The following is a 24,076-nucleotide window of genomic DNA, read 5'->3' on the forward strand; positions in this document are numbered from 1 at the left end:
TGATTCAACATGCATTGCTGCGTGTATTCCATAACTTTTGATTGTTTGGATGGGGTGAATGGGGAAGAATATTAGCTGTACCATAAACACCTCTGCCGTAATAGGAAAGTAATTCATCAATGCCAGTCGATTCGTCAACCCGCCTCAATAAATTCATCAGTGATAGTGGTATGTGCTCCCGTCGCGATGCCGACCGATATATTGAGCAAGGCAATGTATTTGTCAACGGCAAGCGGGCGAAAGTGGGGGATCGCGTATTTCCGAAAGATCAGGTGAAAGTAAATGGCCAGTTGATCGAAGCCCCCGATGCTGATGATTTGATCTTTATTGCGCTTAACAAGCCGGTGGGTATTGTCAGCACCACAGAACACGCCGAAAAAAGTAACATCGTGGATTTTGTGAATCACACCACGCGCATTTTTCCTATTGGTCGTTTGGACAAAGATTCCCAGGGCCTGATTTTTCTCACCAACGAAGGCGATCTGGTTAATAAAATTTTGCGAGCAGGTAACAATCATGAAAAAGAATACCTGGTAACCGTGAACAAACCTATTACGGACGCTTTTATTGAGGGCATGGCTAAAGGCGTGCCTATGCTGGGCGTAGTCACTAAAAAGTGCAAAATTGTCAAAGAGTCCACTTTCGTATTTCGTATCACATTAATTCAAGGATTAAACCGCCAGATCCGGCGTATGTGTGAACACTTTAAATATGAAGTGACGAAGTTAGAGCGCGTGCGCATTATGAACGTCAGTCTAAAAGGATTGCCGGTGGGTGAGTGGCGTGATCTGAATGATGATGAGCTGTCTGGCCTGTTCAAGATGATCGAGCATTCCTCTTCAGAAGCGCCATCTTCGAAAAAAAATACCACTGCCAAAAAAGTGCCAGCCAAAAAAGCCGCAGCTAAAAAAGTACCAGGCAAGAAGACATCTACCCGACAGGGTCAAAAGCCGAAAACCCAGGCTCATCCCAAAGCGAAAGCAAGAGGGGGTCGAGATGAAGGTGCTAGAAATGCCCCCCGTCAGAAGTCAGGCCCGAAAGGCCGAAACAAGAGGAAATAGGTTTAACGAATTCGTTTCCCTATAAGCCTTACAGCGCTATAAAAATACAGTCTCCATTGAATGGTTGTACTAAGCTGGTTACAGAGCCTGGCCTATATTTCGATTGTGGGCACGCCTCAAAAGCGTTATTAATGGTAACCGCACATTGGAGGCAATCAGTTTGTATACTAATAATAAGAACAATGAAAATAGCTGGCTGAACCGTCTGACCACCATCACGGACATGTTCGCATTCCCCCTTAAAACTTCCCATTATGTTGAATTAGTAAATCCTCTGTGGACCACACATAAGATGCAGGCCCAAGTGGTTGAGGTTTGGGATGAAACCAAAGATTCGCGCACTATCACCCTGAAAGCAGGTGCCAACTGGCGAAAACACAGAGCAGGTCAGCATGTTCGAGTGGGTATATCGGTGGATGGTCGGCAATATACACGCACCTATACCATATCGTCGCCTCCTGAGCGTGATGACGGATGTTTTACCATTACGGTTAAAGTTATTGATGGCGGACGTATATCACGCCATATCGTGCGCAATCTTAAAGTGGGAGATTACATTCCAGTAGGTTTGCCGCAAGGTGATTTCTACTTGCCGGATGCTTCTCCGATTCAACCGCTGTTTATTACAGCAGGTAGTGGAATTACGCCTGCAATGAGTATGTTGCGCAGCTTGATTGCTCAACAGCGTTTACCCGATTCTGTTCATATCCATTTTGCTCCCAATGAATTTGATGTGATTTTCGCAAGAGAGTTACGACAAATGAGCATCCAGCAGAAGTACTATCATCTGCACGAGGTACACACTCGCGATTTCGGTGAGGATAAGCAGACCAAAGCTTACTTCAATCTTGATCAGCTGCAGCGTTTCTGCCCTGACTGGAAAGAGCGTGACTGCTATGCCTGCGGCCCAGCGTCGCTATTATCTTCGTTGGAAAAGGTGTGGGGTGAGGCTGGTCTATCCAACAAACTGCATATCGAGCGTTTTCTTGCGGAATTTGCAGAGGTGCCCAGCGATGCAGTGGGCGGTAAAGTACGTTTTGCTAAGAGTGGCATTGAAGTTGAGGCGGACAGCGAGACCAACTTGCTGCGCATCGCAGAAGATGCAGGGATGAACCCACCCCATGGTTGTCGTATGGGTATCTGTCACACCTGTAACACCAAGTTGAAATCAGGTTGTGTACGTGATCTACGTACCGGAGAGTTGCTGAACGAAGTTGGCGCTATTGTGCAAACCTGCGTTTGTGCCACGGCTGGTGATTGTGAACTCGACCTTTAATAATAAACGAGACTGATTATGCCTACTGCAAAGCCCTTACCCGTAAACCTAAGTAATGATCAGATCGATGAATTTGGTCGTGAGATGGATGCCATTTATGAGGAAACACTGGCCTCCCGCGGGGAAAAAGATCGACTGTATATTTTGCGTTTGATCCGTACCCAACGCAGCATGGCCCTTGGCGGACGTATCCTTATATATCTTGGCTTGCTTTTTCTGCCTGCGTTTTCTCATGCTTTAGCCAGTTGGGGCAGCGCACTGATTGTGATGACGTTGGGCGTAGTGTTGCTCGGAATCGCTAAGATATTGGAGAACATGGAGATTGCCCATAACGTGCTGCACGCACAATGGGATTGGATGAAAGATCCGGAAATTCAATCCAACACTTGGGAATGGGATAATATGAGCCCGTCTGATCGTTGGATGCATTCTCACAATGTGGTTCATCATACTTGGACCAATGTAGTGGGAAAGGATCTTGATGTCGGCTATGGCATTATGCGGGTTACCCCCATGCAGGAATGGGAACCGAAATTTCTCATGCAACCAATATGGTTTGTGCTGTTGATGCTGTTATTTGAGGAAGGTGTCGCGTTGCATGAGCAGGTTATAATTGATGTGGTTGAAGGTAAAAAGGATTCCAAAGAATTACGTCCTATTATGAAGCACATTGGTCGTAAGGTATGGGGGCAGGTTCGTAAGGATTATATTATGTGGCCCCTTGCGGCTGCGCTGATGGCATTGCCAGCAGCGATGTTTGTGTCTGTTTCCCCGATCAGTATTTTTCTACTGGTAGCTGTCGCTAACGGGGTTGCCAATATCATTCGCAATGTGTGGGCGTTCATCATCATATTTTGCGGCCATTTTCCTGAGGGTGTCTACAGCTTCACCCCTGATCAGGTAGAGGGCGAATCCAAGGGGCAGTGGTATCTGCGTCAGTTGTTGGGCTCTGCCAATATTCAGGGTGGCCCTCTGTTCCACGTACTGTCTGGAAATCTAAGCCATCAGATCGAGCACCATCTGTTTCCGGATCTTTGCAGCAACCGCTACCCTGAACTATCGCCTCGCATTCAGGCGCTTGCAGCCCGCTATGGATTGCCTTACAACACAGCTTCGATATGGCGGCAGTTTGGCACCACTTGGCGTAATAATCTTCGATTGGCGTTACCTGGCGGCAAGATGCCACCGAAAGTTGCAACGGTGTGAAAGGTTAGCCACAGTTTTTTTCGATAACAAAAAAGGGGTGGGCTGTGAGACGCCCACCCCTTTTTTATCGGCCACATATTTTATGCTTTGGCGAACAGTCGCTTTAACAGGCCAGGTTTCTTTTGGGCATCCAGCTCTGCTTGTTGTGCACTTTGTTGTTTGGCCAGATCAGATTTTTCGCCAAACACTGGGCTGCCCATAAACGCGCAATCCATTACCGTTTTGCCCATCAAGGTACCAACAACTTTACCTTGGAGTTTTTGGTCTTTATCGACCTGGCCAGTATAGGTGAGCGTCATCGGCACAGGTTTGGTCAGCTTGCACTTCCAAACCAAAGCATCACCGTTCTCGATCTTGCCATCCAACACGATCTGATTGCCGTGTTCTTCATTGAGCACATGGCCTTTAATTACTCCGCCGGATGATTTCAGTACCAAACGACTGAACTGATCGCCCACCGGTGATTTAATGGTGATATCCCATACGTTATCAACGGTGTCGATAGGAACGGCTTCAATCGGCCCTAATTCTGCCTGCGTGGCTGTCATGTCGTAGAACATCTGGCATTCGTCATCGGAAAAACCAAGGTTCTTCAAATCATCGAAAGTTGACTTGAATATTTTCAGTTTGCTGGTGTCGTCGACCATCAGGTTCTGCATCTGCGTCTCCACAGACTCAATGCTCATGTCTACGGACACAGCATCACTTGATGCCAATACAATGCGAGAGAATTTGCCTCCGCCAATGGAAAAAATTTCTCGTGAGACGTCGCTTTTCTCATGGCAGAGATAGGCCACAACGGGCGCCAGCTTCTCTGGTTGGAAGTCTTGTTCTAAGTGATCACGGAAATCACCTTGTGGCAGCAGTGCGGACAGCCGTGTAAAGGCTGCCGGCATAATGACATTCACATTGATATTGTGGTCGGCACCTAGCAAGCCTGCATTCCGGGATAAGCCAATGAGAGCGGACTTCATGGAGGGGTAGGTGATCTGAGGGCTGAAACCCAACACGGAATCAGATGCAGTGTTAATTATGCGACCGAATTTTTGTTTAACCATGTGTGGCCAGGCCGCGCGCATAGTATTGATGGCGCCCATGACGTGAACGCCAAGGTGTAGATCCACTTCTTCGCGGTCTACCTCGGGAAACACCGAGGTGCTGGCGATGCCTGCGTTGTTGATGATGATGTCGATGCGCCCCCATTTCTGTATGGCGGCATCCACCATGCGTTGCGCGTTTTTGAATTCGGATATGTCATGGCCGTCTGCCATGGCTTTGCCTTTTCCCAGGTTGTTTATTTTAGTAGCGGCAGCATCGGCCACTTTAGAGCTGGGTTTGCCATCATAGCCGAAGGTGCCGCCACCCAGATCGTTAACAATCACATTAGCACCCAGCTCCGCCAGATATTGAGCATAGGCATAGCCCAAGCCACCGCCTGCACCTGTCACGATGGCTACCTTGCCTTTGAAATCAAATGCCATTCTGTTCTCTCCCGGTCTGTACTTGTTTTGAATTTGTTGTTTTGGATTGTTGTTTTGTGAATCGATAGTCACTAGTATACGATGTATACCAAAAAAGAACAGCCCTGAAATTTAATTATAAAAAACAAAGGATTAGGTTGGAGATGTGCGATGCCAGACTTTAATAAGCCGGAAATGATTGCAGTGAACGATATTCAGTTAGCCGTTTACGAGGCTCGTCCAGAAGGCCCTGCGAAACCCTGGCCGGTGATTCTTTGTCATGGGATGCCCGAGCTTGCGTACTCCTGGCGTTATCAGTTTAAGCCGTTGACCGAGGCGGGGTTTCACGTGCTTGCACCGGATATGCGTGGAGTGGGGCATTCATCCGTTCTGAAAAATAAATCTGATTACACTCTGGGTAAGCGATTGGAGGATATGTGCGGCCTGCTGGATCATTTTGGCTACGAGCAGGCCATCTTCATTGGCCATGATTTTGGCGGAACCATTGTTTGGGGTATGGGGTTGTATCATCAGAATAGGGTCAAGGCCTTGTGTGCCTGTAATTCTCCTTTCGCTGATATGCCGATGAATCCCCTGGATTTATACAACCAATTGTATGGCCCCAATAACTATTTCGCTTACTTCCAAACACAGGAGTGCGAAAACAAATTCAATGAAGATCCCGCACGTACGTTTCGATTTTATGTTCGCCGTGATTTGGGGCAGGGTACTAACTTGTCTCGCAGCCGTGCACACGATCCCGAAAGCATCGGACACGTTCACTGGATTCATGATGATGAGAGCACTTGGCCAGGAGAAGTGATTCTGGCAGATGAAGATTTGGACTATTACGCCAGCGCCTATGCGAAAACCGGTTTTGGTGGAGCACTTAACTGGTACCGTTGCCTGCCGTTAGACTATGAGTACCAAAAACAAGTGTACCCCAATGGCCTGCCAAAAATTGAAGTACCGGTATTGGCGATTGGTTCGGATCTGGATTTTATCGCTGCCCATCATTTTTATGATTTATTGGACGGTTACTGCAGTGATTGGCGGAAAGTAGTGATTGAAAATGCCGGACATTGGACTCAGCAAGAGCAGCCGGATGCGTTGAATGATGTGTTGGTGGAGTGGTTGCAGTCGCTTAAGTGATGAGCTCCTGCCATTCGATGTGAACAGGTTTGAGTCGTTCAAAATATTCTTCCAGTGTTACCAAACCGAGACAGGCGCAGGCACCTGTTTGTGTGATTTGGTTGCGAGCCAATTTCAAGGCAACCACAATGGCAGGGATTGTGGGTATGTAAAGGCCATCTCCCTGCCGGGCAATCAGATCAAAGCGAACTTTCCTCAGGTTTTTCTTCGCATCTAACCCGATAAGCTCCATGAAAAAGCCACTGTCTTCTGTACCGAATGCATCAAATAATCGGGATAATGCCATCATTGCCGGGGCAAAAGCCGGCAGATCGGGACACAGCCTGTGCTGTACCAGCCAGGCTAGCGTGGCGAGCGCATGATGAATAAAAGGCAATTCTAACCCAGCCTGAAATCGAATAGTTTCCAAGTCAGGAAAGTGACTGGGGAACAGGGCTAGATCGGGTATGTCGCAATTTCCCAACAGTCGGTTGCCGAGTTTCCAGAACTGTTTTGATCTGGTGCCTCGCCAGCCTATTACGTTAGTGGATCGGCCATTACGCAGCGCAGCAAACGGTTTGCCCGCGTAACTCAGAACGGCTCTGGTCGTTGCCAGCCCGCGGCTGGTGTTGTGGGCGGTACTGATAGCGTAATCTACTTCGGTGATCGAGTGAAACTGAGGCTGATAGTGCTGAATCAGCGCACTGCTTAACCCAGGAACTGAACTGGCACCGCTGCAGATCAATAAGCCTTTTTCTGCGGCAGCCTGTTGCAGTGATGTGATGCCCGCCACAAAAGTACGACCGTCCGCCAGGTCAATGTAATGACTCCCTATCTCGATGCAGGCTTCTGCCACCTGATAACCTTGATCCTGAAATGGGCCGGAGGTATGAATAACAATATCGGGCGCTGCGTTGCGAAGAGATGCGGCCAGATCGGAATATATGTTTATGGCCAATGCAACAGGCTGATTGATGGCTTCAATTCGGCTACAGCAGGCCTGAGCTTTGCCCAGGCTACGGCCCGCAATAATGAGTTGAATGTCTGGCTCCTGCGCCAGGGCTTTGCTAATAAACTGGCCGAAATTTCCGTATCCACCAATAACCAGAATTCGTTTCATGATAAACACTGAATAACCTTAAAGCGGCCCGAATAGGAGTACATCACACCGAATATTGGATGGCGAATCGTGACATTCATTGCAAAATGATCGTCATCAATCGCCCTTTCTTCGGCATCACCTCTTCCCAGAATACCTGTAATAGGCAAAGGAATCAGATGGCCAAACCAGTAGAGCCCGTAGCCGTCATGGATCAGTTTGACGGTGTCATCCTGCCATGCGTATCGCGTTTTCCAGCAGAAGCCAAACCGCATGATTTCGATTACCTTATCTTCACCGATAGCAAGCATGCGAGAGCGAAATGAATAGAACCGACGTTGCACAAACCAAAAATGACGAAGAAACCCAAAGTGTTTACTATTTTTGAAACTATCAAAATGCACTGTGCAGCGAATGCCATATTCGGTAACCAAAGGTATGGAGCCCATCAGTCGATAGAATGGCGCAGCTAATTTCATTGGCCAATGGCATTCTACATTCATAATGCCATCCACAATCACTTTGTCGTCACTGTAGGGGCGGTTAGCGTAGTGTTTTTTAATCACTATGGGCAGGTTGTCCCACTGGTTTCCAAATATTGGTTGGAAGATCGGTTGCGCCTGTAGATTGAGATTGTCGATGGGCTGCTTATGCAAAAAGCGCAGCAAGGTGTTTCTTGTTGCCCTCATCCATGGATAGAGCAGGGAGCTTAGCCTCTCCGACCAGAACAGTAGGCGATTGAAGTGATTAAACAGGCCTTTGGGTGCGCCGTGTCGGGACATGAAGCGTAACGCCTGCTTGCCGTGATAAAACCGGCCTTGGTATAGAATCACCATGCCCTCATCCAAATCCAGTTGTTGATCACGAATCACATTCAACAGAGGGTGGTTTGGTTCTGCTCTGGCGTTCACTAAATGCAGCTCACCCAGTTGCTGTTTGATGCGCAGAGCATGAGCAGCCATACGACATATGGGGCAATCTCCGTCATAAACAAACCAGACGCGATCATGTTCGAGTAATGGATTCATACCGATTTTACCACCATGAAATAGAAAACGGTCACCAGCGCCAGAAACGCAGGCCATCCAAGCAAGAACCAAATCCTGAATAGTTTATTGTAGCTGGTAGGCAGCGCAGTACCATGGCTTAGGCATTTTCGTACCACGCCAACCACAAGCCGCTACCCAGCTGAAACACACCCGAAGGGAATGTAAACAGCGTGTCGGCTAATACGGTATTTTCTGCGGCGTAGAGCTTCTGCTGCAAATCTGCGGTGAAATGGGATCGGAACATGAAGAAGGCGATTCCAATACCGGTTCCGAACAGTATGGTTGCGCTGAGAATGTGAAGCGTTTTGATGAGAAGGTACCAGCTCACGTCACATCACTCTAATCGGTCTCTCGTGGTTCCGGCAATGGCCAGCCTCCCATGGCTTTCCATTTGTTCACGACCCAGCAGAAAAACTCCGCTGTTTTCACTGCATCGTAAATGGCGGAATGGGCCTCGGCGTTACTGAACTGAATATGAGCTGCCTTACACGCTTTCGCCAACACCGTTTGCCCCACGGCTAAGCCGCCAATGGTTGCTGTGTCAAAGCAGGAGAAAGGGTGAAATGGATTGCGCTTAATGCCGTTACGTTCGACGGCAGCGTTAACGAAATCCCGATCAAAAAAAGCATTGTGCCCCACCAGAATGGCACGATTACAGCCTTCTTCTTTCATGGCAGAACGCACAGCCTTGAACATATCCTTAATGGCTTCTACCTCGGTAACAGCACCGCGAAATGGGTGATAGGGGTCGATACCGGTAAAATCCAGTGCTGCCTGTTCAATATTTGCACCTTCGAAGGGGGCCACATGGCGATGAATTTGCTGGCCAGGTTCCAGGTTGCCGTTTTCATCCATGTCTAGAATTACAGCGGCGATTTCCAGAAGGGCATCGGTTTTATGGTTGAAGCCACCGGTCTCTACGTCGATTACAACCGGCAAATAGCCACGAAAGCGCTTGGCGAGGCTGGGGATATGGTCAGTCATTAGGTGAAGTTCTAGTGCATGAGGGGGAAATGCTATCCTACCGCTGTAGCGGGTACAAACTTTTTGGCTGCTGGAACAGAGAAAATTCTCAAGAGTTGGCATTTTTGACCGATAACACTATGAAGCAGTGTGTATGGCAGCAGGATTCTTGTGAATGTGGCGTAACTTACTGATCTGGATTGTGGTTTTAGTCTCATCCCCGGTAATGGCACATACTTATGTGGCGCGGGTGGATGAGGCCGTGTGGCATCTGGATCCCTCACCCCTAAAATGCCGTTTGTGGCAGGCGGTGCCCAACTATGGCGACGCTGTGTTCGAGGTTGCTGCCGGGGAATCCTTACAATTCTATATGGATATGTATCGGCCGGTTAAACGGGCCGGTCAGGCTCAGATGTTGATTGAGGCACCCGAATGGCGCGATGGGTTGGCTGCGAAAGCCATTGGCAAAACCACGTTTAAGGTCGGGCGCAGGCCAATAGAGTTAGCCGAAGAAGTGGCCAGTGAGCTGTTGGCAGAGCTGCAGGTGGGTATGACGCCATCTTTTATTCACCCTGGCTGGTACGGTAAACACGATGTTTCTGTTGGGGTGTCCGCGGTCAATTTTCAAAGTGCCTATATGGGCTATGTGTCATGCGTTGCCAGCCTTTATCCTGCCAGCTACAAAGAGCTGCAGCAGTCGTACCTGCATTTTGAAACCAATAAATATGGCATCAAGGGCGCGCTGAAAGAGCGCCTGGATCTGATTGCGGGGTACGTATCAGTCGATACTTCGGTGAAAAAGGTGTACGTGGATGGGCACACGGACAGTGTGGGCCGTCGGGGCCACAACTGGGAGCTTTCTCGCTTGCGGGCCAAGGCGGTACAAGAGTATTTGGAACAGAAGGGCGTGTTTTCGGACATGATCGTGATGCAATATTACGGTGAAGGGCGTCCGGCCAAAAAGAACTCTACCAACAACAATAAGGCGTTCAATCGTCGAGTATTGGTGCGACTCCAGCGCTAACCCCACGATCATCCCGACTCCGAAGTAGGAAAAGCCGCCCGCATTCAGGTACAATACGCGCCTCTCGAAATATCCATCACATTCAGTCCTGAAGGTCTAAGGGTTTACGCGCATGTCTGACATCAAAAAGGTGGTTTTGGCCTATTCTGGCGGTCTTGATACGTCTGTTATCGTAAAGTGGCTTCAAGAAAGCTACGGGTGCGAAGTGGTTACTTTTACTGCTGACCTGGGTCAGGGTGAAGAAGTGGAGCCGGCTCGCGCCAAGGCTCAAGCCATGGGCATCAAAGAAATTTACATTGAAGACGTGCGGGAGGAGTTTGTTCGCGATTACGTATTCCCCATGTTCCGCGCCAACACCATATATGAAGGCGAATACCTGCTGGGCACCTCCATTGCTCGCCCATTGATTGCAAAGCGACTGGTGGAAATCGCGGAAGAAACTGGCGCTGATGCTATTTCCCACGGTGCCACCGGTAAAGGCAACGATCAGGTACGTTTTGAGCTAGGGGCCTACGCGTTGACCCCCGGCATCGAGGTAATTGCACCCTGGCGTGAATGGGATCTCACATCCCGTGAAACGCTTATGGCGTATGCCGAGAAGCACAATATCCCGGTTGATTTCTCTAAGGCGGGTAAAAAATCCCCGTATTCAATGGATGCCAACCTGCTGCATATTTCCTATGAAGGCGGCATTCTGGAAGACCCCTGGGCCGAGCCTGAAGAAGATATGTGGCGCTGGTCCGTAAGCCCGGAAGCCGCCCCCGATCAGCCCACCTATATAGAGCTGACCTATGAAAAAGGCGATATTGTGGCCATTGATGGCGAGCCATTGAAAGCCCATGAAGTATTGGAAAAGCTGAATAAGCTGGGCGGAGCCAACGGTGTAGGGCGATTGGATATTGTTGAAAACCGCTATGTGGGCATGAAATCCCGTGGCGCTTATGAAACGCCCGGTGGCACCATCATGATGCGTGCTCACCGTGCCATTGAATCCATTACGTTGGATCGTGAAGTGGCCCACCTGAAAGACAGCCTGATGCCCAAGTACGCCGAGTTGATCTATAACGGCTATTGGTGGAGCCCAGAGCGCAAGATGCTGCAAACGATGATTGATGAATCCCAGGATGTGGTAAACGGTGTGGTACGGGTAAAACTGTATAAAGGCAACGTTACGGTGGTGGGGCGTAAGTCCGATGATACGCTGTTCGACGACCGAATCGCGACCTTCGAAGACGATGCGGGCGCCTATGATCAAAAAGACGCAGCCGGTTTCATTAAGCTGAATGCACTGCGTTTGCGCATTGCTGCCAACAAGGGCCGCAGATTGAAATAGTCAACTTATTGATACTTTTAGCTAAATTTAAAAGCCCCGACGTCAAAATCGGGGCTTTTTTGTGCCTTCTCACCTGTCCCTGCCGGAATCTCTATCTATACTGAAATCACACGCTGACAGAATGTTTCCTATCGAAAACCAACATCTGTAAACCAAATTATTATGACTAAACAGCATCCCCTAGTGATTGTCTGCGATCCTGAAGACAGTAACATCGCGTTCTATACCGAGGTGGTACAGGCCCTGGGTGCCCATTGCCTGGCTACCACGGCCGGTGGCAACGTGATGAATTTGGTGGTGAGCCACCAACCGGCACTGGTCATTCTGGATTCTCAGATGGATGAGCCTGATGGCTATCAGCTGCTTAACCTGCTTAAATCCGGCAAGAAAAGCAAACACATCCCGGTGCTGTTTGTTGCGGGCAATCTGTCTGAGCGCAAAATGTGTTTATACCGGGAAATGTTCGAGCTGATTGAGGTAATTGCCAAGCCGGTAAATGAAGCGCAGTTGCAAGGCTACTTGCAGCACTACATCAAACAGTATGGTTATCGTTCTGAAATTGATGCTCTTTACAGTGAAGAAAAAGCAGATCCTATTGCTAACACGGAAGAGGGCATATTGGCGCTGGATCGAGCCGGAAAAATCGTATTTGCGAACTACGCAGCTGAACAGATCCTCAAGGCCAGCTCGGTTGAATTGACCGGTGTCTATGTAGAAAGTTTATTCGAAGAACCCTGCAAAAGAGCCAAGTCTCGATGGAGTGAGCATCCCATCTCCAGAGTGACCGCAGGAGATCAGATTCTGCAAGTGGATAAGTCGTCACTCTGGCGGCGCGATGGTGAGGCTATTACTGCAAAATTCGCAGCGGTGCCGTTTTCTTCTGATAACGGAATCAAGCTTCTGTTTGCATTCAGGCAACTCAAAGATACCCGGGAATCCAAAGATAAGATTGCCATGTTGTCGCAGGTGGATCATCTTACCGGCCTGCCGATGCGCGCCGCCATTGAGGAGCATGTTGATCGCTCCGTGTTGAAAGCAGGCATTACCGGCTTCTATTTTGCAGTGTTATCTGTGGATCTTGATCACTTTCGCTATATCAACGAAAGTTTGGGGCATGATCGTGGTGACCGGTTATTAAAAGCGGTAGCCGATCGTGTGTTCAGTCTGGTGCGCCGTGATGATCAAGTTGCCCGCATGGAAGGTGATGAGTTTGTTGTGGTGTTGAGTCATATTGATCTGCCTGAAAACGCCGGTATGGTGGCCAAGAAGATCATTGAGCGCATTCGTGAACCCTTTTTGATTGATGGGCATGAGGTATTCACAGGTTGCTCCATTGGTGTGAGTGTGTATCCCTCTTGTGGTGATGACGCTAAAACGTTACTGAAGAACGCCGACGCAGCATTATCAAGAGCCAAAGCGATTGGCCGTAACAACTATCAATACTACACCGTTGAAATGAACAAACTGCGGGTAGAACAGATGCAGATGGAATTCGAGCTGCATCAGGCGCTGGAACAGAAGCAATGGCGCATTCAATACTTGCCAGTAACCAGTCGTGAGAACTCCGACGTTGTGGCCTGTGAGGTGAAACTGAGCTGGGTGCACCCGACTCGGGGTGAAATTTTACTGGAATCATTTTTGCCTCAGGCTGAAGAGGCTGGCCTTGCACCTATCATATTTCGCTGGTTATGGCGGCAGGCGCTGGATCGCTTCGATCAACTGCCGGAGGAATCGAAGGCCAAGGTAAGACTGATATTGCCTATATCCCCTGCAATTTTGTTGCAGGATGGTGGCGTAGACTGGGTGATCAGTTCTATCGCAAAGGTGGGCCTTAATTCGGATCAGATTTTCATTGAGCTGCCGGAGAGCTACTACACCGTTCGTCACAGTTTGCATGGTGAAGTATTGAACGAGCTATGTCGCAACGGATTTAACCTAATATTGGATAGTTTCGGTACAGGGTTCGCGCCGCTCAATTTGCTCAAAGAGGTGCCCTATACCTTCATTAAGTTATCGGACTCTTTTGTGGCGACTTGTGAACTGTCAAAAACCGATCAGGCTATCATTAAAGGCGTGGTAGAGATGGTGCATCAACTGGGCATTCAGGTGTTGGCGACTTCGGTTAATTCAGAAGCCCAGCAGAACTTTCTGAATGCAGTAGGTTGTGACTGGCTCAGTGGTGATGCCATTGATCGCGACCTCGAGCAAACTCCACAGAAGCTCGATGATATGGGGATTTTTGTCTTTCCTGGGTAAGATTGCTGCCTGCCTTACAGTGTTGTGCAGTAAGGCAAGTCAGTACGGTAAACCCAGATAGAAATAGGCGCTGCTGTCACCTTCTTCCGATAGCCCGTAGCCCAGATAAACCGGCCCCAGGGGGGTGTCAGTGGCGACAAAAATACTGCCAGATCGCAGCCATTTATCGCCACCGCCCGCGATTTCGGCCATATCGGCTTTTCCGATTTCCAATGAGAATCCACCGTAGGCACCTTCGAATATGCCACCACGCATGATACGCCGATAGTACATTGCGCGCCCGTAATCCAGTTGTTCTAGCAGCAACTGGTCAGTGGCATATCCCGATTGACGCAAAAAGCCGCCCCATTGAAACTGGTCGTAATAGGGTAACGGGTCGGAGCCGATGTTTCCGCCTCCGCTATAGCTGAGATTCAGGGTGTGCTCACCCAGTGAGTAGGCCACGCTTGCGTTCGATTCCCAGCGAGTGTAATCCAAATCGGCTCCTAAGCTGGTGTCTGACTGGAACACCTGCACTACACCTCGCCAACCCGAGCGTGGGAAGTGCACGCTATCGAGCTGGTCTAGCACCAGGTTCATCGTGTAAGCGCCTTGCTGAATACTCTCCTCCGTAGGCACCAGTGCCGGTGGGCCGGTATCTAGATCGGGGTGAACTTCACCAACGATCACACCAAGCCGTAGCTCACCGTAGCGGTACCAGTGTGACCCTAGGTCCAGGCCCGCCAGTGTAGATGTTAGATCATAGATAGCGATGCGATCACTATCCTGATAGAGATCTCGGGTGGATTGTTGCAGTGCCAGGTGTGGGGCAACAAAAAATAATCCGTCAGTGTTCAGTGGTTGATAGAATTCGGTGTTGATGCTGTTGGTTTCGCCGAAATTAACGTCTGTTCGCCATTCAGCGCCCAGGGTATTCAGCCAGGTACGGCGATAACTGACTAATAAATTGTAGCCTGCCCCACCGCTGAAATCGTTATTCAAGCCCAGCCCAAAACGCAGATAATCCGGTCCCCAGAGCTTTTCAACCGCTTCCACCGCGAGAATACGTTTATCGCCTTCGTGCATATAACGGTAGTTAACGTGTTCGTAATCGCCGGTACCATACAATCTCCGCATATCCCTATCGAGAACTTCCTGGTCAATAGGTTCACCCACTTTGGTTTCCATCACTGCCAACGCAGATGCAGGATTCACCCGATGTAAATCAATGAAGCGAATTTCGTCAACCGGTTCCGGGGAGGGCATCTCATTATACTTTTGGCCCTCTCGCCAGACCGCATAGTCCTCGGCAGAAATTGCCAACTGCTTGAGCTGCGGGGCCATCTGGCGTGCTGCGATATCTCCCAGTGGCGCTATTTCGGGCAGGTGATCAAAATCCGCAGTGGAGAAATCACCAAGGTCTGGTGATATCAAAATATCGTTTGCTTGCAGCGAGGTAATAGAGGTTTGTACATTCTGTTCGGTAAGAATGCTTAACATCTGGCTGGCCACCCCTACGACGCCATTTAGTTCCTCGCGCTTGAGTAGTGGAGTGCCAACATTGACCGCGATAATAATGTCGGCTCCCAGTGCGCGTGCAGTTTCCACTGGCAGGTTGCTGGTCAGCATACCATCTACGAGCATCATGCCATTGTACTCAGAGGGCGCTACTGCTCCCGGCACCGACATGCTGGCCCGCATCACGCTCGGCAGATCACCTTCGCTGAATACTACCGCCTGGCCATTCACCAAATCGGTAGCGACAGCACGGTACTGAATCGGCAGTTCGTCGAAATTACGGTAACCTTTTTCTTTGCTGAGCTTGCGCAGCACCGTCTCCAGCTGCACCCCAGAGACTGCGCCCTTGCCCAGTGCCAAGCCATCAGATTTAACACCGACTTCGGGGCCGAATAGAATACTATAGTCATCGAGTTTGCGCCGCATAGCCAATTCTTTGCGCGGTGGCTCCTCTTTGAATAGAAGTTCAGTCGTAATGCTGCCTAGAATGACGTCCATTTCCTGAATGGTCATGCCCGTAGCGTAGGCCGCCCCGACCAAAGACCCCATACTGGTGCCTACTATGCAGTCGATCGGGACATGATATTCTTCCAGCACTTTTAGTACACCAACATGGGCTGCCCCGCGTGCCCCGCCGCCGGACAGCACAAGACATATTTTGGGGCGCGCTCCCGGTTCTGCTGATGCCGCCGGCTGCTGCCCATAGGAAGGTAACGCCCATACTGATGCCGCTACGCAAAGCAGTTGCAGGATAATGGAGCGATAGGAATTAAGACCGATCAGTGCACGCATCGAAAAACATCTCATGGTTGGCCAGGGTCTGGCATAGATTCACGGATTCGGTTGGAAAAGTCCATATCCGCATCGGCCTGGTGTGCTCGTGGGTTGGCATAAGCGCGCTGCTGTAGCTCGGCGAAGGGTAAACCATAGGTTTCAAGGCGCCCATTTTGGTACATATATTCTGGCACATAGCCGCTAACCAGGATCCTCCAATCGAGAGGCAAACGCTGCTGGTTGACGTGTGCGTTTAGCCAGATCGAGGTAGTGCAGTTGCTGGTCAATGTATTGTAAAACTCGGGCTGAGTATTTAACGAATTGATCTTGCGAATATACTCAAGAAACAATCTACGGCCATCTTCCAGACTACCGGTAGTGCGATAGAGGTACACATCTTCCGGTGGATCTTTACGGTAATTTGTGCGCAAACGAACCACGTCGCGCTCGTCAGCGACAACATAGTAAAGTTCGTATTGACGAAAAAACCCCTGCAGGGTGGAATAACCCTCCCCTTGTTCCTTGCGGGTTTCGATAGAAATTGCCAGATGCTGATCGCCAGCAAAGGCAAAGCTCAGGAATACATGGGCAATCGATGGGCCCATCCAGTACACCGACACCAGATCCACCCCTTCAAGCTGATTGAGGTCGAACTGCCGGTCATAGTAGGCTTGGGTATAGTCGGTTTCGCTTTGATAGTCGAAGTTGCGGATATTATGTACTGTAATCAGGTCGCCTTCTATGGTGGCAGAAGGCAGCACCGCTACGTCCGCTTGCCAGTTGCGTTCATTGCTGGGTTCCAGGCGTGAGAATGCCAGCCATGCCCCAACAAACGCTACCACAAACACCAACACCATCCGCCAGCGCCAATGTGGCAGCGCCAGGGTGCCAGCGCTGGTTAAGGTGAGTACAGCGAAACACATGGCCATGATAGAACGCCATGGCTCGCCACCGGGGCCGGTATAAAGTAGTGACAGTGCTGCCCAGGCACCAGATAGTAGGACAAGCAGGCCCATCAGGGTGAGCCCTGTAAAACGTACGAGTGTTAGCATATGGTTAGCAGTGATCATGGCCTGTATTGTCCCGAATAAATTGGATCGTACCGAAATTCTCCAGATCGACATACGTATTGCTCTGGCCCTTGTGAATGATCCAGGCTAAAAAGTTTTGTGTTCTGAGCTACAACCAATCACTGATCCACTGACCGATTTGCCGAATCTCGGGGATGCACACTTCATGACCCATGGGGTACTGGCTCCAGTCCACATCGTATTCATTATCCTGTAGCCATTTGAGCGCCCCTCGGGCAGCATTCTCGGTGACCATGTCATCAAAGTCCCCATGGGCGATGTGAATGCCGATGTTTTGATTCGCCTTGAGCGCTTTTACGTCTAATGCTTCAGGGTTAGGCAGGTAGGTGGATAGAGCGATCAACCCGGCCAGCTTTTGAGGATATTGCAGGGCGGTATGATAGGCCACCGCGCCGCCTTGGGAAAACCCAATCAAAATGATGCGATCGGCAGATATACCCTGATCCAGCTGCTGTTGGATTAAGGTATTGATGGCGCTGCGCGCCTGTTGTAGATGTTCCAGATTGATGTCGCGAATTTCGGTCAGCGCCAGAATGTCGTACCACGCTGGCATGATGTATCTGCCATTGCAGGTTACCGGGATTTCCGGGGCATGAGGAAAGATAAAGCGTACAGCCAGATCCTGTGGCAGTTTCAAGTGGGGTATGACGGGCACAAAGTCATGACCGTTTGCACCCAGGCCATGGAGCCATATCACACAGGCCGTGGCAGTCTGTGTTGGTTCAACTACTTCACAGCGGAGCGGGTTTTCGCATGTCATAACGGGTTAGCCTAAGGGTTAAGATTTGCGTTTGTAGGCTTCTTTCTCTTCCTGGCTGATCTGGCGCGCCTCTTCTTCAAGCATTACAGGGATACCATCCCGTACCGGGTAGGCCAAGCCACTGGCTAAACAAACCAACTCTTCTTTTTCGTTATCGTATTGCAGTTTGGCCTTGGTAACCGGGCAAACCAGGATTTCCAGTAATTTTGTATCGAACATAAAGTGGTTCCTTCAGGTGTTCGCTTAATCGTACTCGGTTTTATCTTTGAATTCACACAGATCTTCAATAATGCAGGCACCGCAGCGAGGCTTGCGTGCTGTGCAGACGTAGCGTCCGTGCAGAATCAGCCAGTGGTGAGCATCCAGCAGGAACTCTTTGGGCACGTTGCGCATCAGTTTTTTTTCTACCTCCAGTACGGTTTTACCTGGGGCGATTCTGGTGCGATTGGACATGCGGAATATGTGGGTGTCGACTGCCATGGCGGGCTGGCCGAAGGCAGTATTCAGTACTACGTTGGCAGTTTTGCGGCCGACCCCTGGCAGTGATTCTAGCGCCGCCCGTTCGCCCGGGACTTCACTGCCATATTGATCCATCAGGATTTTGCAGGTTTTGATGACGTTTTCGGCTTTGCTGTTAAAGAGGCCGATAGTTTTGATGTAGGGTGTGAGGCCTTTTACCCCCAGTTTATAGATAGCCTCCGGGGTGTTCGCCACGGGGTAGAGTTTGGCGGTCGCTTTATTGACGCTTACATCGGTAGCCTGGGCTGACAGGATCACAGAGATCAGCAGCTCGAACGTACTGTTGTAGTCCAGCTCTGTGGTTGGGTTGGGGTTTTGATCCCGCAGCCTGGAAAAGATCTCGTAACGCTTTTCTTTATTCATGAGCCTTACCGGTGATAGCCTCAGGCAATATTGCCTGTGGTGCGAACCCGCTTGCTGCCCACAACCACTTTCTCTTTATTGGCTTTGGCGGCTGCCTCCACTTTGGCATCAATGATGTTCTTCAAGGCCAGCAACAGGCCTAGCACCATGAACGCACCCGGTGGCAGCACGGCAATCAGAAAACCGCGGTAATCGCTGATCACTTGAATCTTCCAGTGTAGTGCAGTGTCACCAAACAACAGATGCATATTGGCGAAGAGGGCTCCTGTGCCGATCAGCTCTCGCAGTGCGCCCAGTAACACTAACACCAAGCTGAACCCCAGCCCCATCATAAGGCCATCCCATGTCGCTGCTGGTACACTGTGCTTGCTGGCGAAAGCATCGGCGCGACCCAGTACGATACAATTGGTTACGATCAGAGGAATAAAGATACCAAGAATTAAATATAACTCGTAGGTGAAAGCATTCATCAGGAATTCGATGCAAGTGGTGAACGCCGCGATGATCATAACAAAGGTGGGCAGGCGTATCGCATCAGTGGTGGCATTACGGATGAGCGACACTGCCAGATTGGATAGAGTCAGCACGCAGGTTGTCGCCAGTCCGAGTGCCATAGCGTTAACCACACTGCCAGAAACTGCAAGAAGAGGGCAGAGCCCAAGAACCTGAACCAGAGCCGGGTTGTTTTTCCACAGACCTTCAATGGTGATTTTTTTGTAATCTTCACTCATGTTATTCACCTTTCGCCGTTGTTGGGCTGGTACGGTTGCTGTAGAGCAGTTCGCTGTGGTGTTGGTCGAAGTATAAGAGCGCTTTATGCACGGCATCCACCACCGCGCGGGGCGTTATGGTGGCGCCAGTGAACGCGTCAAATTGTCCGCCATCCTTTTTCACTTTCCAGCCTTTTTCGTCCAGGTTGGCTAGGGATTTTCCGTTAAATGAGGTGATCCAATCTGACTTCTGAATATCCACGGCATCCCCCAGCCCGGGCGTTTCGAAGTGGGGGGGAATCACACGCACACCGGTGATGTCTCCGGCGATGCCTACACCCACCAACAGGTTTATGGAGCCACCATACCCTTCCGGTGCAATGACCTGCATTATTATCCCCGAAGGCTCCTGGCTGAGCTTTGCTATGTATGCTGATTTTGGTTCCGTCGTGCCCAGCAACTTGTCTGCTTGCAGCTCCAGGCTGTCTTTCAGCAAATCATTGTTAAGTCGATCTTTGGGCATGACCTCAAGCAGGCTACGCTTGAGTGCGTTTTGCTTTTCCTCAGCGATCTTATCTTTGGTCAGGTTGGCGGTGGCCACCACCATACCCGTGGTAATGATCGCGAACAGGCCCAGTATGATACTGTTGCGGGTAACGGATTGACCTATCATGTGTTTCTCCTCAATCCGATTTCGCCAGCCCCTTGTTGGGCTTGCGGTGTCCGTAGGTTCGTGGCTGGCTGTAGTAATCCAGCGTGGGTGCGGCCAGATTCATGAGCAGTACGCTGAAGGCCACGGCATCCGGGTATCCCCCCCAGGTTCGGATCACATAAGTGAGCACGCCGATCAAAAACCCGTAGATTATTTTGCCTTTGTTGCTGGTGGCAGCAGTGACCGGATCGGTTGCTATGAAAAACGCCCCCAACATGGTGCCGCCGCTCAGCAGGTGGTGGAGGATGTCGGGATAGTTGTCGGCGTCCACTGCTGTGTTGAAAAAACCTGACAGTAAAAACAGCGCTAACAGCATGCCAACAGGGATGTGCCAGGTAATGATCTTGCGCCAGATCAGATACACACCGCCCAACAGAAAGCCGAGGTTGACCCATTCCCAGCCAAAACTGGCAAAGGTGCCGTGCAGAATGGCATTTGAATCCAGAACTTCAGGTTGCCCTGCGTAGGTTTTGAATGTATCCAGTGGCGTGGCACCGCTCAGCGCATCCGCATCGGCCCCCATAAAGATCAGTTGCAGGGTTTCTTGCAATGTGTTGGTCGTTGTCGTGTTGTCCAGGCCTGCGGCGGGTAACCAGGTGGTCATTTCCTTGGGAAAGGAAATAAGTAACAGCACGTAACCTACCATGGCGGGGTTGAATGGGTTCATGCCCAATCCGCCATAAAGATGTTTGGCGACGACGATGGCAAAGCTGGTGCCGATAATGGTGAGCCACCAAGGGGAGGTGGGGGGGATGGCCAGCGCCAGTAATACCGCAGTGACGACCGCGCTGTAGTCGTTAAGGTAAAACGCGATGGGCTTGTGGCGGATTTTAAGGATCAGCGTTTCGCAGCCCACGGCAACGACGATAGCCAGCGCTACATTGATCAGGGTTCCGTACCCGAAAAAATAAGTAAGCATGAACAGGCCAGGTACTGTGGCATACAGCACTTGGCGCATGAAGCTGCCGGTATTGCCCGGCTTGTGTATATGGGGCGAGGTAACGCTGAGCAGGGCCATCAGGCGTGCTCCTTTTCTATTCTTTTCAGGGTGTTTTCTGCAGCTTCCAGTAGATTTTCGGCTTCCTTTAGCTTGGCTTCCAGCGCTTCGGTTTCACCACCATCACTATCCTTGGCTGCCTGTAGGGCTTTGGTGGCTTTTTTTAGCAGTACCTGTTGTTTGGCCACTTCCATTTTTGCGGTTTTGACCGGGTCGCTGGCAGCGTTCTTCTGTTGGATTTGCTCCTTCTCTTTGGCTCGAGCTGCTTTCATTGCCGTTTTAGACGCATCTGAGAGGGCTTTTAATTCGGTGACTCGTTGCTTCAATGTGTCGATCTCGGAGGAACCCTGAGCTTCTGCTTCAGCCAAGTCCTGCTCTGCTTGCTTGAAGGCAGCAAAGTCATCTGCTGAGGCTTTTTTCAGGTCCGCCAGCGGATCATCCTTGATGGAGGAAAGGGCGGGGGGCTCTTTCGATTCGGCACTCTTTGCGTCGATAAAGGCCGCTTTGGCGTTGTCGGCTTTATCTTTCAGTTGCCCGACTTTTTTGCGCAGGGCTTCGAGGTTGTCAGATTCGTTTTTCTCTGCTTGCAGTAGCGCTTTCTGGGCTTCTTTGTAGCGCTTCATGGTGGATGCAGCGGCAGTTTGCAGTTTGGTCAGATCCGTTTGGCCGTGATTCTCTGCGCCGCTGCCTGCTGCTGTCGATGGCGCAGGCTTGGCGGCGGGGGCTGCTTTTTTTTCTGCCTGTTTGGCTGCTGCAGCCTTGGCGCGTTCTTGGCGTTTGCGTTCTTTTTCCTGTTCTTCACGCTCCAGTCGGGCCTGGCGTGCTTCAAAGCGCTGTCGGGCATGATCGGCTTTGCGTTGTTCTTGTTGCTGGGTTCGTATTTCACCTTTGGCGAAGCGGTAGTATTGCACCAGAGGGATGTTGCTGGGGCACACGTAGGAGCAGGCACCGCATTCTATGCAATCAGCCAGGTTGTAATGGGCGGCTTTGTCGAACTCCTTGGTTTTGGAGAACCAATATAGTTGTTGTGGCAACAGGTTGACCGGGCAGGCCTGGGCGCAGCTTCCACAACGAATACAGGGTTGCTCGGGAGCGGGATCGGGGAACTCCTGTTGCGTGGGCACCAGCAAACAGTTAGTGGTTTTAACCACGGGCACCGTCATGTTGTGCATCGCAAATCCCATCATCGGGCCGCCCATCACCAGTCGGTGTAGGTCAGTGCTTTTGACACCGGCCTGTTGCAGCAGCCAGCCCACCGGTGTGCCGATCAAAACTTCGTAGTTGCCTTTGTCGGCAACGAAATCTCCGGTCAAGGTGGTGATGCGGGAAATAAGTGGCTCGCCGTCGATGATGGCGCGCTTGATGGCATAAGCGGTGCCGGTGTTATGGCATACCACGCCAACATCGGCTGGAATGCCGCCACTGCGAACTTCTTTGCCGGTGAGCATGTAGATTAATTGTTTTTCACCGCCAGAAGGGTATTTGGTGGGGACAGTCACCACCTCAATGGCGGTGTCGACGGTGGCTTGGCGCATTGCCTCGATAGCGTGTGGTTTGTTGTCTTCGATGCCGATCAGTGTTTCTTTTGCATCGATCAACCAGGCGATGATTTGCAGTCCTTGCACTATTTCGTGCGCACGTTCGCGCATTAAGCGGTCATCTGCCGTTATGTATGGTTCGCATTCCACTGCATTCAGAATCAGCGTTTTGATTTTCTGATCCGGTTTCACGCCCAGTTTTACGACGCTGGGGAAACCCGCTCCTCCCATTCCGGCAATGCCAGCGTCGCGGATCAGGTTTAGAGCCGCTTTTTTCTCAAGGCTGTTGTAGTCGCTCCGGCCGCTGTGCTCGATCCACTCATCTTTGCCATCTGGTTTGATCACCACACACAGAGCATCCATACCGGAGGGATGCTGAACCGGATGCAGGTCTATTGCTTCAACGATACCGGAGGTGGGCGCGTGAACGGGTAAACTGACAAAGCCGTTAGCTTCCGCTATTTTTTGACCTTTGAGCACTCCCTGACCCACTTCAACACAAGGTTTGCCGGGGCTGCCAATATGTTGTTGAACGGGCACCACCAGGCGATCGGGGATGCCAGGGTTGCGAATACTGGTTTCAGATGATTGCTTTTTGTTTTCCGGAGGATGAATGCCACCGTGAAAATCCCAAATGTGGCGGCTCATGCTTGGTTTCTCACGCTATGTTCCTCACGGGTATCAGTTCACCGGGGCGACTGCCAATGCCTTTGGGTGCGGTCCAATGCCAGGTTTGCAGGGTGACCGTTACCGGTACCATATCAATGCAATCCACCGGGCAGGGTTCTACGCACAGGTCACAGCCGGTGCATTCGTCGGAGATGACGGTATGCATTTGTTTGGCTGCGCCCAATATGGCGTCCATTGGGCAGGCCTGAATGCATTTAGTGCAGCCGATGCACTCGTCTTCGCGAATAACCGCGACCATCTTGGATTCGGGTGTCGCGCCGTGCTCTTCATCCAGGGGAACAAAATCGCGGCCCAGCAGGTCGGCCAGGGCGTGAATGGTGTCGTCGCCACCGGGAACGCACTTGTTGATTTCTTCACCTTCCGCGACGCTTTCTGCGTAGGGTCTGCAACCGGGGTGGCCGCACTGGCCGCATTGGGTTTGCGGCAGCAGCGCATCGATCTGGTCGACGATGGGGTTGCCTTCTACTTTGAATTTGACCGCAGCAAAACCCAGCAGTGCACCAAAGCCCAGTGCGATGGCCGTGAGTGAACCCAGTGCAGTGATGTTGTCGAATAGTATATCCATGC

At 50.7% G+C, this 24,076-nt stretch carries 21 protein-coding genes and 1 pseudogene; 7 read left to right on the plus strand and 15 right to left on the minus strand.

Annotation, left to right across the window (positions count from 1 at the left end):
* Nucleotides 1-119: 119 nt before the first annotated feature.
* The 3 genes from rluF (at nucleotide 120) to Kalk_RS19550 (ending at nucleotide 3,543) form a co-directional block, all read left to right on the plus strand.
* Nucleotides 120-1,061, plus strand: a complete 942-nt coding sequence (gene rluF, locus Kalk_RS19540) for a 23S rRNA pseudouridine(2604) synthase RluF (RefSeq protein WP_101895856.1) — start codon at nucleotides 120-122, stop codon at nucleotides 1,059-1,061.
* Between the two features lie 160 nt (nucleotides 1,062-1,221).
* Entirely contained in the window at nucleotides 1,222-2,337 is a 1,116-nt protein-coding gene (locus Kalk_RS19545; protein ID WP_233716732.1) for a ferredoxin reductase, read from the plus strand.
* Nucleotides 2,338-2,355: 18 nt separating this feature from the next.
* On the plus strand, nucleotides 2,356-3,543 hold the full coding sequence (locus Kalk_RS19550; RefSeq protein ID WP_101895857.1) for a fatty acid desaturase family protein: 1,188 nt from the start codon (nucleotides 2,356-2,358) through the stop codon (nucleotides 3,541-3,543).
* 80 nt (nucleotides 3,544-3,623) lie between these two features.
* Here Kalk_RS19550 and Kalk_RS19555 read toward each other — a convergent pair whose 3' ends face one another.
* Nucleotides 3,624-5,024: an SDR family NAD(P)-dependent oxidoreductase gene (locus Kalk_RS19555; protein ID WP_101895858.1), complete on the minus strand. Its 1,401-nt coding sequence runs from the start codon at nucleotides 5,022-5,024 to the stop codon at nucleotides 3,624-3,626.
* A 150-nt stretch (nucleotides 5,025-5,174) separates the two neighbouring features.
* Between Kalk_RS19555 and Kalk_RS19560 the strand changes: the two genes are divergently transcribed.
* On the plus strand, nucleotides 5,175-6,155 hold the full coding sequence (locus Kalk_RS19560; protein WP_101895859.1) for an alpha/beta fold hydrolase: 981 nt from the start codon (nucleotides 5,175-5,177) through the stop codon (nucleotides 6,153-6,155).
* Here Kalk_RS19560 and Kalk_RS19565 read toward each other — a convergent pair.
* From Kalk_RS19565 to rnt, 4 genes and pseudogenes are all read right to left on the minus strand, one after another.
* Nucleotides 6,148-7,254 carry a saccharopine dehydrogenase NADP-binding domain-containing protein gene (locus Kalk_RS19565; RefSeq protein ID WP_233716734.1) on the minus strand — a complete coding sequence of 369 codons (1,107 nt, stop codon included), beginning with the start codon at nucleotides 7,252-7,254 and terminating at the stop codon, nucleotides 6,148-6,150. The two genes, Kalk_RS19560 and Kalk_RS19565, sit on opposite strands and share 8 nt — an antisense overlap.
* Nucleotides 7,251-8,261: a DUF4166 domain-containing protein gene (locus Kalk_RS19570; RefSeq protein WP_158643603.1), complete on the minus strand. Its 1,011-nt coding sequence runs from the start codon at nucleotides 8,259-8,261 to the stop codon at nucleotides 7,251-7,253. The genes Kalk_RS19565 and Kalk_RS19570 overlap by 4 nt, the downstream gene beginning before the upstream one ends.
* Nucleotides 8,258-8,610: pseudogene (locus Kalk_RS19575) on the minus strand (DUF2269 family protein). The gene Kalk_RS19570 and the pseudogene Kalk_RS19575 overlap by 4 nt, the downstream one beginning before the upstream one ends.
* An 11-nt stretch (nucleotides 8,611-8,621) precedes the next feature.
* Complete coding sequence (gene rnt, locus Kalk_RS19580; RefSeq protein ID WP_101895861.1) at nucleotides 8,622-9,266, minus strand: ribonuclease T; 645 nt, start codon at nucleotides 9,264-9,266, stop codon at nucleotides 8,622-8,624.
* A gap of 154 nt (nucleotides 9,267-9,420) precedes the next feature.
* On the opposite strand from rnt, the gene Kalk_RS19585 reads away from it, so the two are divergent.
* The 3 genes from Kalk_RS19585 to Kalk_RS19595 all read left to right on the plus strand — a co-directional run bounded on the left by Kalk_RS19585 (nucleotide 9,421) and on the right by Kalk_RS19595 (nucleotide 13,858).
* Complete coding sequence (locus Kalk_RS19585) at nucleotides 9,421-10,269, plus strand: flagellar protein MotY (RefSeq protein ID WP_101895862.1); 849 nt, start codon at nucleotides 9,421-9,423, stop codon at nucleotides 10,267-10,269.
* Nucleotides 10,270-10,381: 112 nt separating this feature from the next.
* The gene (locus Kalk_RS19590; protein ID WP_101895863.1) at nucleotides 10,382-11,602 is read left to right on the plus strand and encodes an argininosuccinate synthase; all 1,221 of its coding nucleotides are present in this window, start codon (nucleotides 10,382-10,384) and stop codon (nucleotides 11,600-11,602) included.
* A gap of 162 nt (nucleotides 11,603-11,764) precedes the next feature.
* Nucleotides 11,765-13,858, plus strand: coding sequence for a two-component system response regulator (locus Kalk_RS19595; protein ID WP_101895864.1), 2,094 nt, complete (start codon nucleotides 11,765-11,767; stop codon nucleotides 13,856-13,858).
* A 39-nt stretch (nucleotides 13,859-13,897) separates the two neighbouring features.
* Here Kalk_RS19595 and Kalk_RS19600 read toward each other — a convergent pair whose 3' ends face one another.
* From Kalk_RS19600 to rsxB, 10 genes are all read right to left on the minus strand, one after another.
* Nucleotides 13,898-16,147 carry a patatin-like phospholipase family protein gene (locus Kalk_RS19600; protein ID WP_199767969.1) on the minus strand — a complete coding sequence of 750 codons (2,250 nt, stop codon included), beginning with the start codon at nucleotides 16,145-16,147 and terminating at the stop codon, nucleotides 13,898-13,900.
* Nucleotides 16,148-16,158: 11 nt separating this feature from the next.
* Entirely contained in the window at nucleotides 16,159-17,145 is a 987-nt protein-coding gene (locus Kalk_RS19605; protein ID WP_199767970.1) for an Lnb N-terminal periplasmic domain-containing protein, read from the minus strand.
* A gap of 163 nt (nucleotides 17,146-17,308) precedes the next feature.
* Nucleotides 17,309-17,980 carry an alpha/beta hydrolase gene (locus Kalk_RS19610; protein ID WP_101895865.1) on the minus strand — a complete coding sequence of 224 codons (672 nt, stop codon included), beginning with the start codon at nucleotides 17,978-17,980 and terminating at the stop codon, nucleotides 17,309-17,311.
* Between the two features lie 18 nt (nucleotides 17,981-17,998).
* Nucleotides 17,999-18,199, minus strand: coding sequence for a Trm112 family protein (locus tag Kalk_RS19615; protein WP_101895866.1), 201 nt, complete (start codon nucleotides 18,197-18,199; stop codon nucleotides 17,999-18,001).
* 24 nt (nucleotides 18,200-18,223) lie between these two features.
* Entirely contained in the window at nucleotides 18,224-18,862 is a 639-nt protein-coding gene (gene nth / locus Kalk_RS19620; protein WP_101895867.1) for an endonuclease III, read from the minus strand.
* Between the two features lie 20 nt (nucleotides 18,863-18,882).
* Nucleotides 18,883-19,593 (minus strand): electron transport complex subunit E, encoded by a 711-nt coding sequence (locus tag Kalk_RS19625; protein ID WP_101895868.1) that lies wholly within the window; start codon nucleotides 19,591-19,593, stop codon nucleotides 18,883-18,885.
* A gap of 1 nt (nucleotide 19,594) precedes the next feature.
* Nucleotides 19,595-20,245 (minus strand): electron transport complex subunit RsxG, encoded by a 651-nt coding sequence (gene rsxG / locus Kalk_RS19630; protein WP_101895869.1) that lies wholly within the window; start codon nucleotides 20,243-20,245, stop codon nucleotides 19,595-19,597.
* Nucleotides 20,246-20,255: 10 nt separating this feature from the next.
* Nucleotides 20,256-21,302, minus strand: a complete 1,047-nt coding sequence (gene rsxD, locus Kalk_RS19635) for an electron transport complex subunit RsxD (RefSeq protein ID WP_101895870.1) — start codon at nucleotides 21,300-21,302, stop codon at nucleotides 20,256-20,258.
* The gene (gene rsxC, locus Kalk_RS19640) at nucleotides 21,302-23,467 is read right to left on the minus strand and encodes an electron transport complex subunit RsxC (RefSeq protein WP_101895871.1); all 2,166 of its coding nucleotides are present in this window, start codon (nucleotides 23,465-23,467) and stop codon (nucleotides 21,302-21,304) included. Before rsxC ends, rsxD begins: the two co-directional genes overlap by 1 nt.
* A gap of 10 nt (nucleotides 23,468-23,477) precedes the next feature.
* On the minus strand, nucleotides 23,478-24,074 hold the full coding sequence (rsxB, locus tag Kalk_RS19645; protein WP_101895872.1) for an electron transport complex subunit RsxB: 597 nt from the start codon (nucleotides 24,072-24,074) through the stop codon (nucleotides 23,478-23,480).
* Nucleotides 24,075-24,076: the final 2 nt, after the last annotated feature.

This window comes from Ketobacter alkanivorans, assembly GCF_002863865.1.
Taxonomy (GTDB): Bacteria; Pseudomonadota; Gammaproteobacteria; order Pseudomonadales; family Ketobacteraceae; genus Ketobacter; species Ketobacter alkanivorans.

What these genes read in the sequence shown, in the direction of transcription:
- rluF (WP_101895856.1), top strand. Translation starts at nt 120, where the DNA reads ATGCCAGTCGATTCGTCAACCCGCCTCAATAAATTCATCAGTGATAGT.
- Kalk_RS19550 (WP_101895857.1), top strand. Translation starts at nt 2,356, where the DNA reads ATGCCTACTGCAAAGCCCTTACCCGTAAACCTAAGTAATGATCAGATC.
- Kalk_RS19555 (WP_101895858.1), bottom strand. Translation starts at nt 5,024, where the DNA reads ATGGCATTTGATTTCAAAGGCAAGGTAGCCATCGTGACAGGTGCAGGC.
- Kalk_RS19560 (WP_101895859.1), top strand. Translation starts at nt 5,175, where the DNA reads ATGCCAGACTTTAATAAGCCGGAAATGATTGCAGTGAACGATATTCAG.
- Kalk_RS19565 (WP_233716734.1), bottom strand. Translation starts at nt 7,254, where the DNA reads ATGAAACGAATTCTGGTTATTGGTGGATACGGAAATTTCGGCCAGTTT.
- Kalk_RS19570 (WP_158643603.1), bottom strand. Translation starts at nt 8,261, where the DNA reads ATGAATCCATTACTCGAACATGATCGCGTCTGGTTTGTTTATGACGGA.
- rnt (WP_101895861.1), bottom strand. Translation starts at nt 9,266, where the DNA reads ATGACTGACCATATCCCCAGCCTCGCCAAGCGCTTTCGTGGCTATTTG.
- Kalk_RS19585 (WP_101895862.1), top strand. Translation starts at nt 9,421, where the DNA reads ATGTGGCGTAACTTACTGATCTGGATTGTGGTTTTAGTCTCATCCCCG.
- Kalk_RS19590 (WP_101895863.1), top strand. Translation starts at nt 10,382, where the DNA reads ATGTCTGACATCAAAAAGGTGGTTTTGGCCTATTCTGGCGGTCTTGAT.
- Kalk_RS19595 (WP_101895864.1), top strand. Translation starts at nt 11,765, where the DNA reads ATGACTAAACAGCATCCCCTAGTGATTGTCTGCGATCCTGAAGACAGT.
- Kalk_RS19600 (WP_199767969.1), bottom strand. Translation starts at nt 16,147, where the DNA reads ATGCGTGCACTGATCGGTCTTAATTCCTATCGCTCCATTATCCTGCAA.
- Kalk_RS19605 (WP_199767970.1), bottom strand. Translation starts at nt 17,145, where the DNA reads ATGGGCCTGCTTGTCCTACTATCTGGTGCCTGGGCAGCACTGTCACTA.
- Kalk_RS19610 (WP_101895865.1), bottom strand. Translation starts at nt 17,980, where the DNA reads ATGACATGCGAAAACCCGCTCCGCTGTGAAGTAGTTGAACCAACACAG.
- Kalk_RS19615 (WP_101895866.1), bottom strand. Translation starts at nt 18,199, where the DNA reads ATGTTCGATACAAAATTACTGGAAATCCTGGTTTGCCCGGTTACCAAG.
- nth (WP_101895867.1), bottom strand. Translation starts at nt 18,862, where the DNA reads ATGAATAAAGAAAAGCGTTACGAGATCTTTTCCAGGCTGCGGGATCAA.
- Kalk_RS19625 (WP_101895868.1), bottom strand. Translation starts at nt 19,593, where the DNA reads ATGAGTGAAGATTACAAAAAAATCACCATTGAAGGTCTGTGGAAAAAC.
- rsxG (WP_101895869.1), bottom strand. Translation starts at nt 20,245, where the DNA reads ATGATAGGTCAATCCGTTACCCGCAACAGTATCATACTGGGCCTGTTC.
- rsxD (WP_101895870.1), bottom strand. Translation starts at nt 21,302, where the DNA reads ATGGCCCTGCTCAGCGTTACCTCGCCCCATATACACAAGCCGGGCAAT.
- rsxC (WP_101895871.1), bottom strand. Translation starts at nt 23,467, where the DNA reads ATGAGCCGCCACATTTGGGATTTTCACGGTGGCATTCATCCTCCGGAA.
- rsxB (WP_101895872.1), bottom strand. Translation starts at nt 24,074, where the DNA reads ATGGATATACTATTCGACAACATCACTGCACTGGGTTCACTCACGGCC.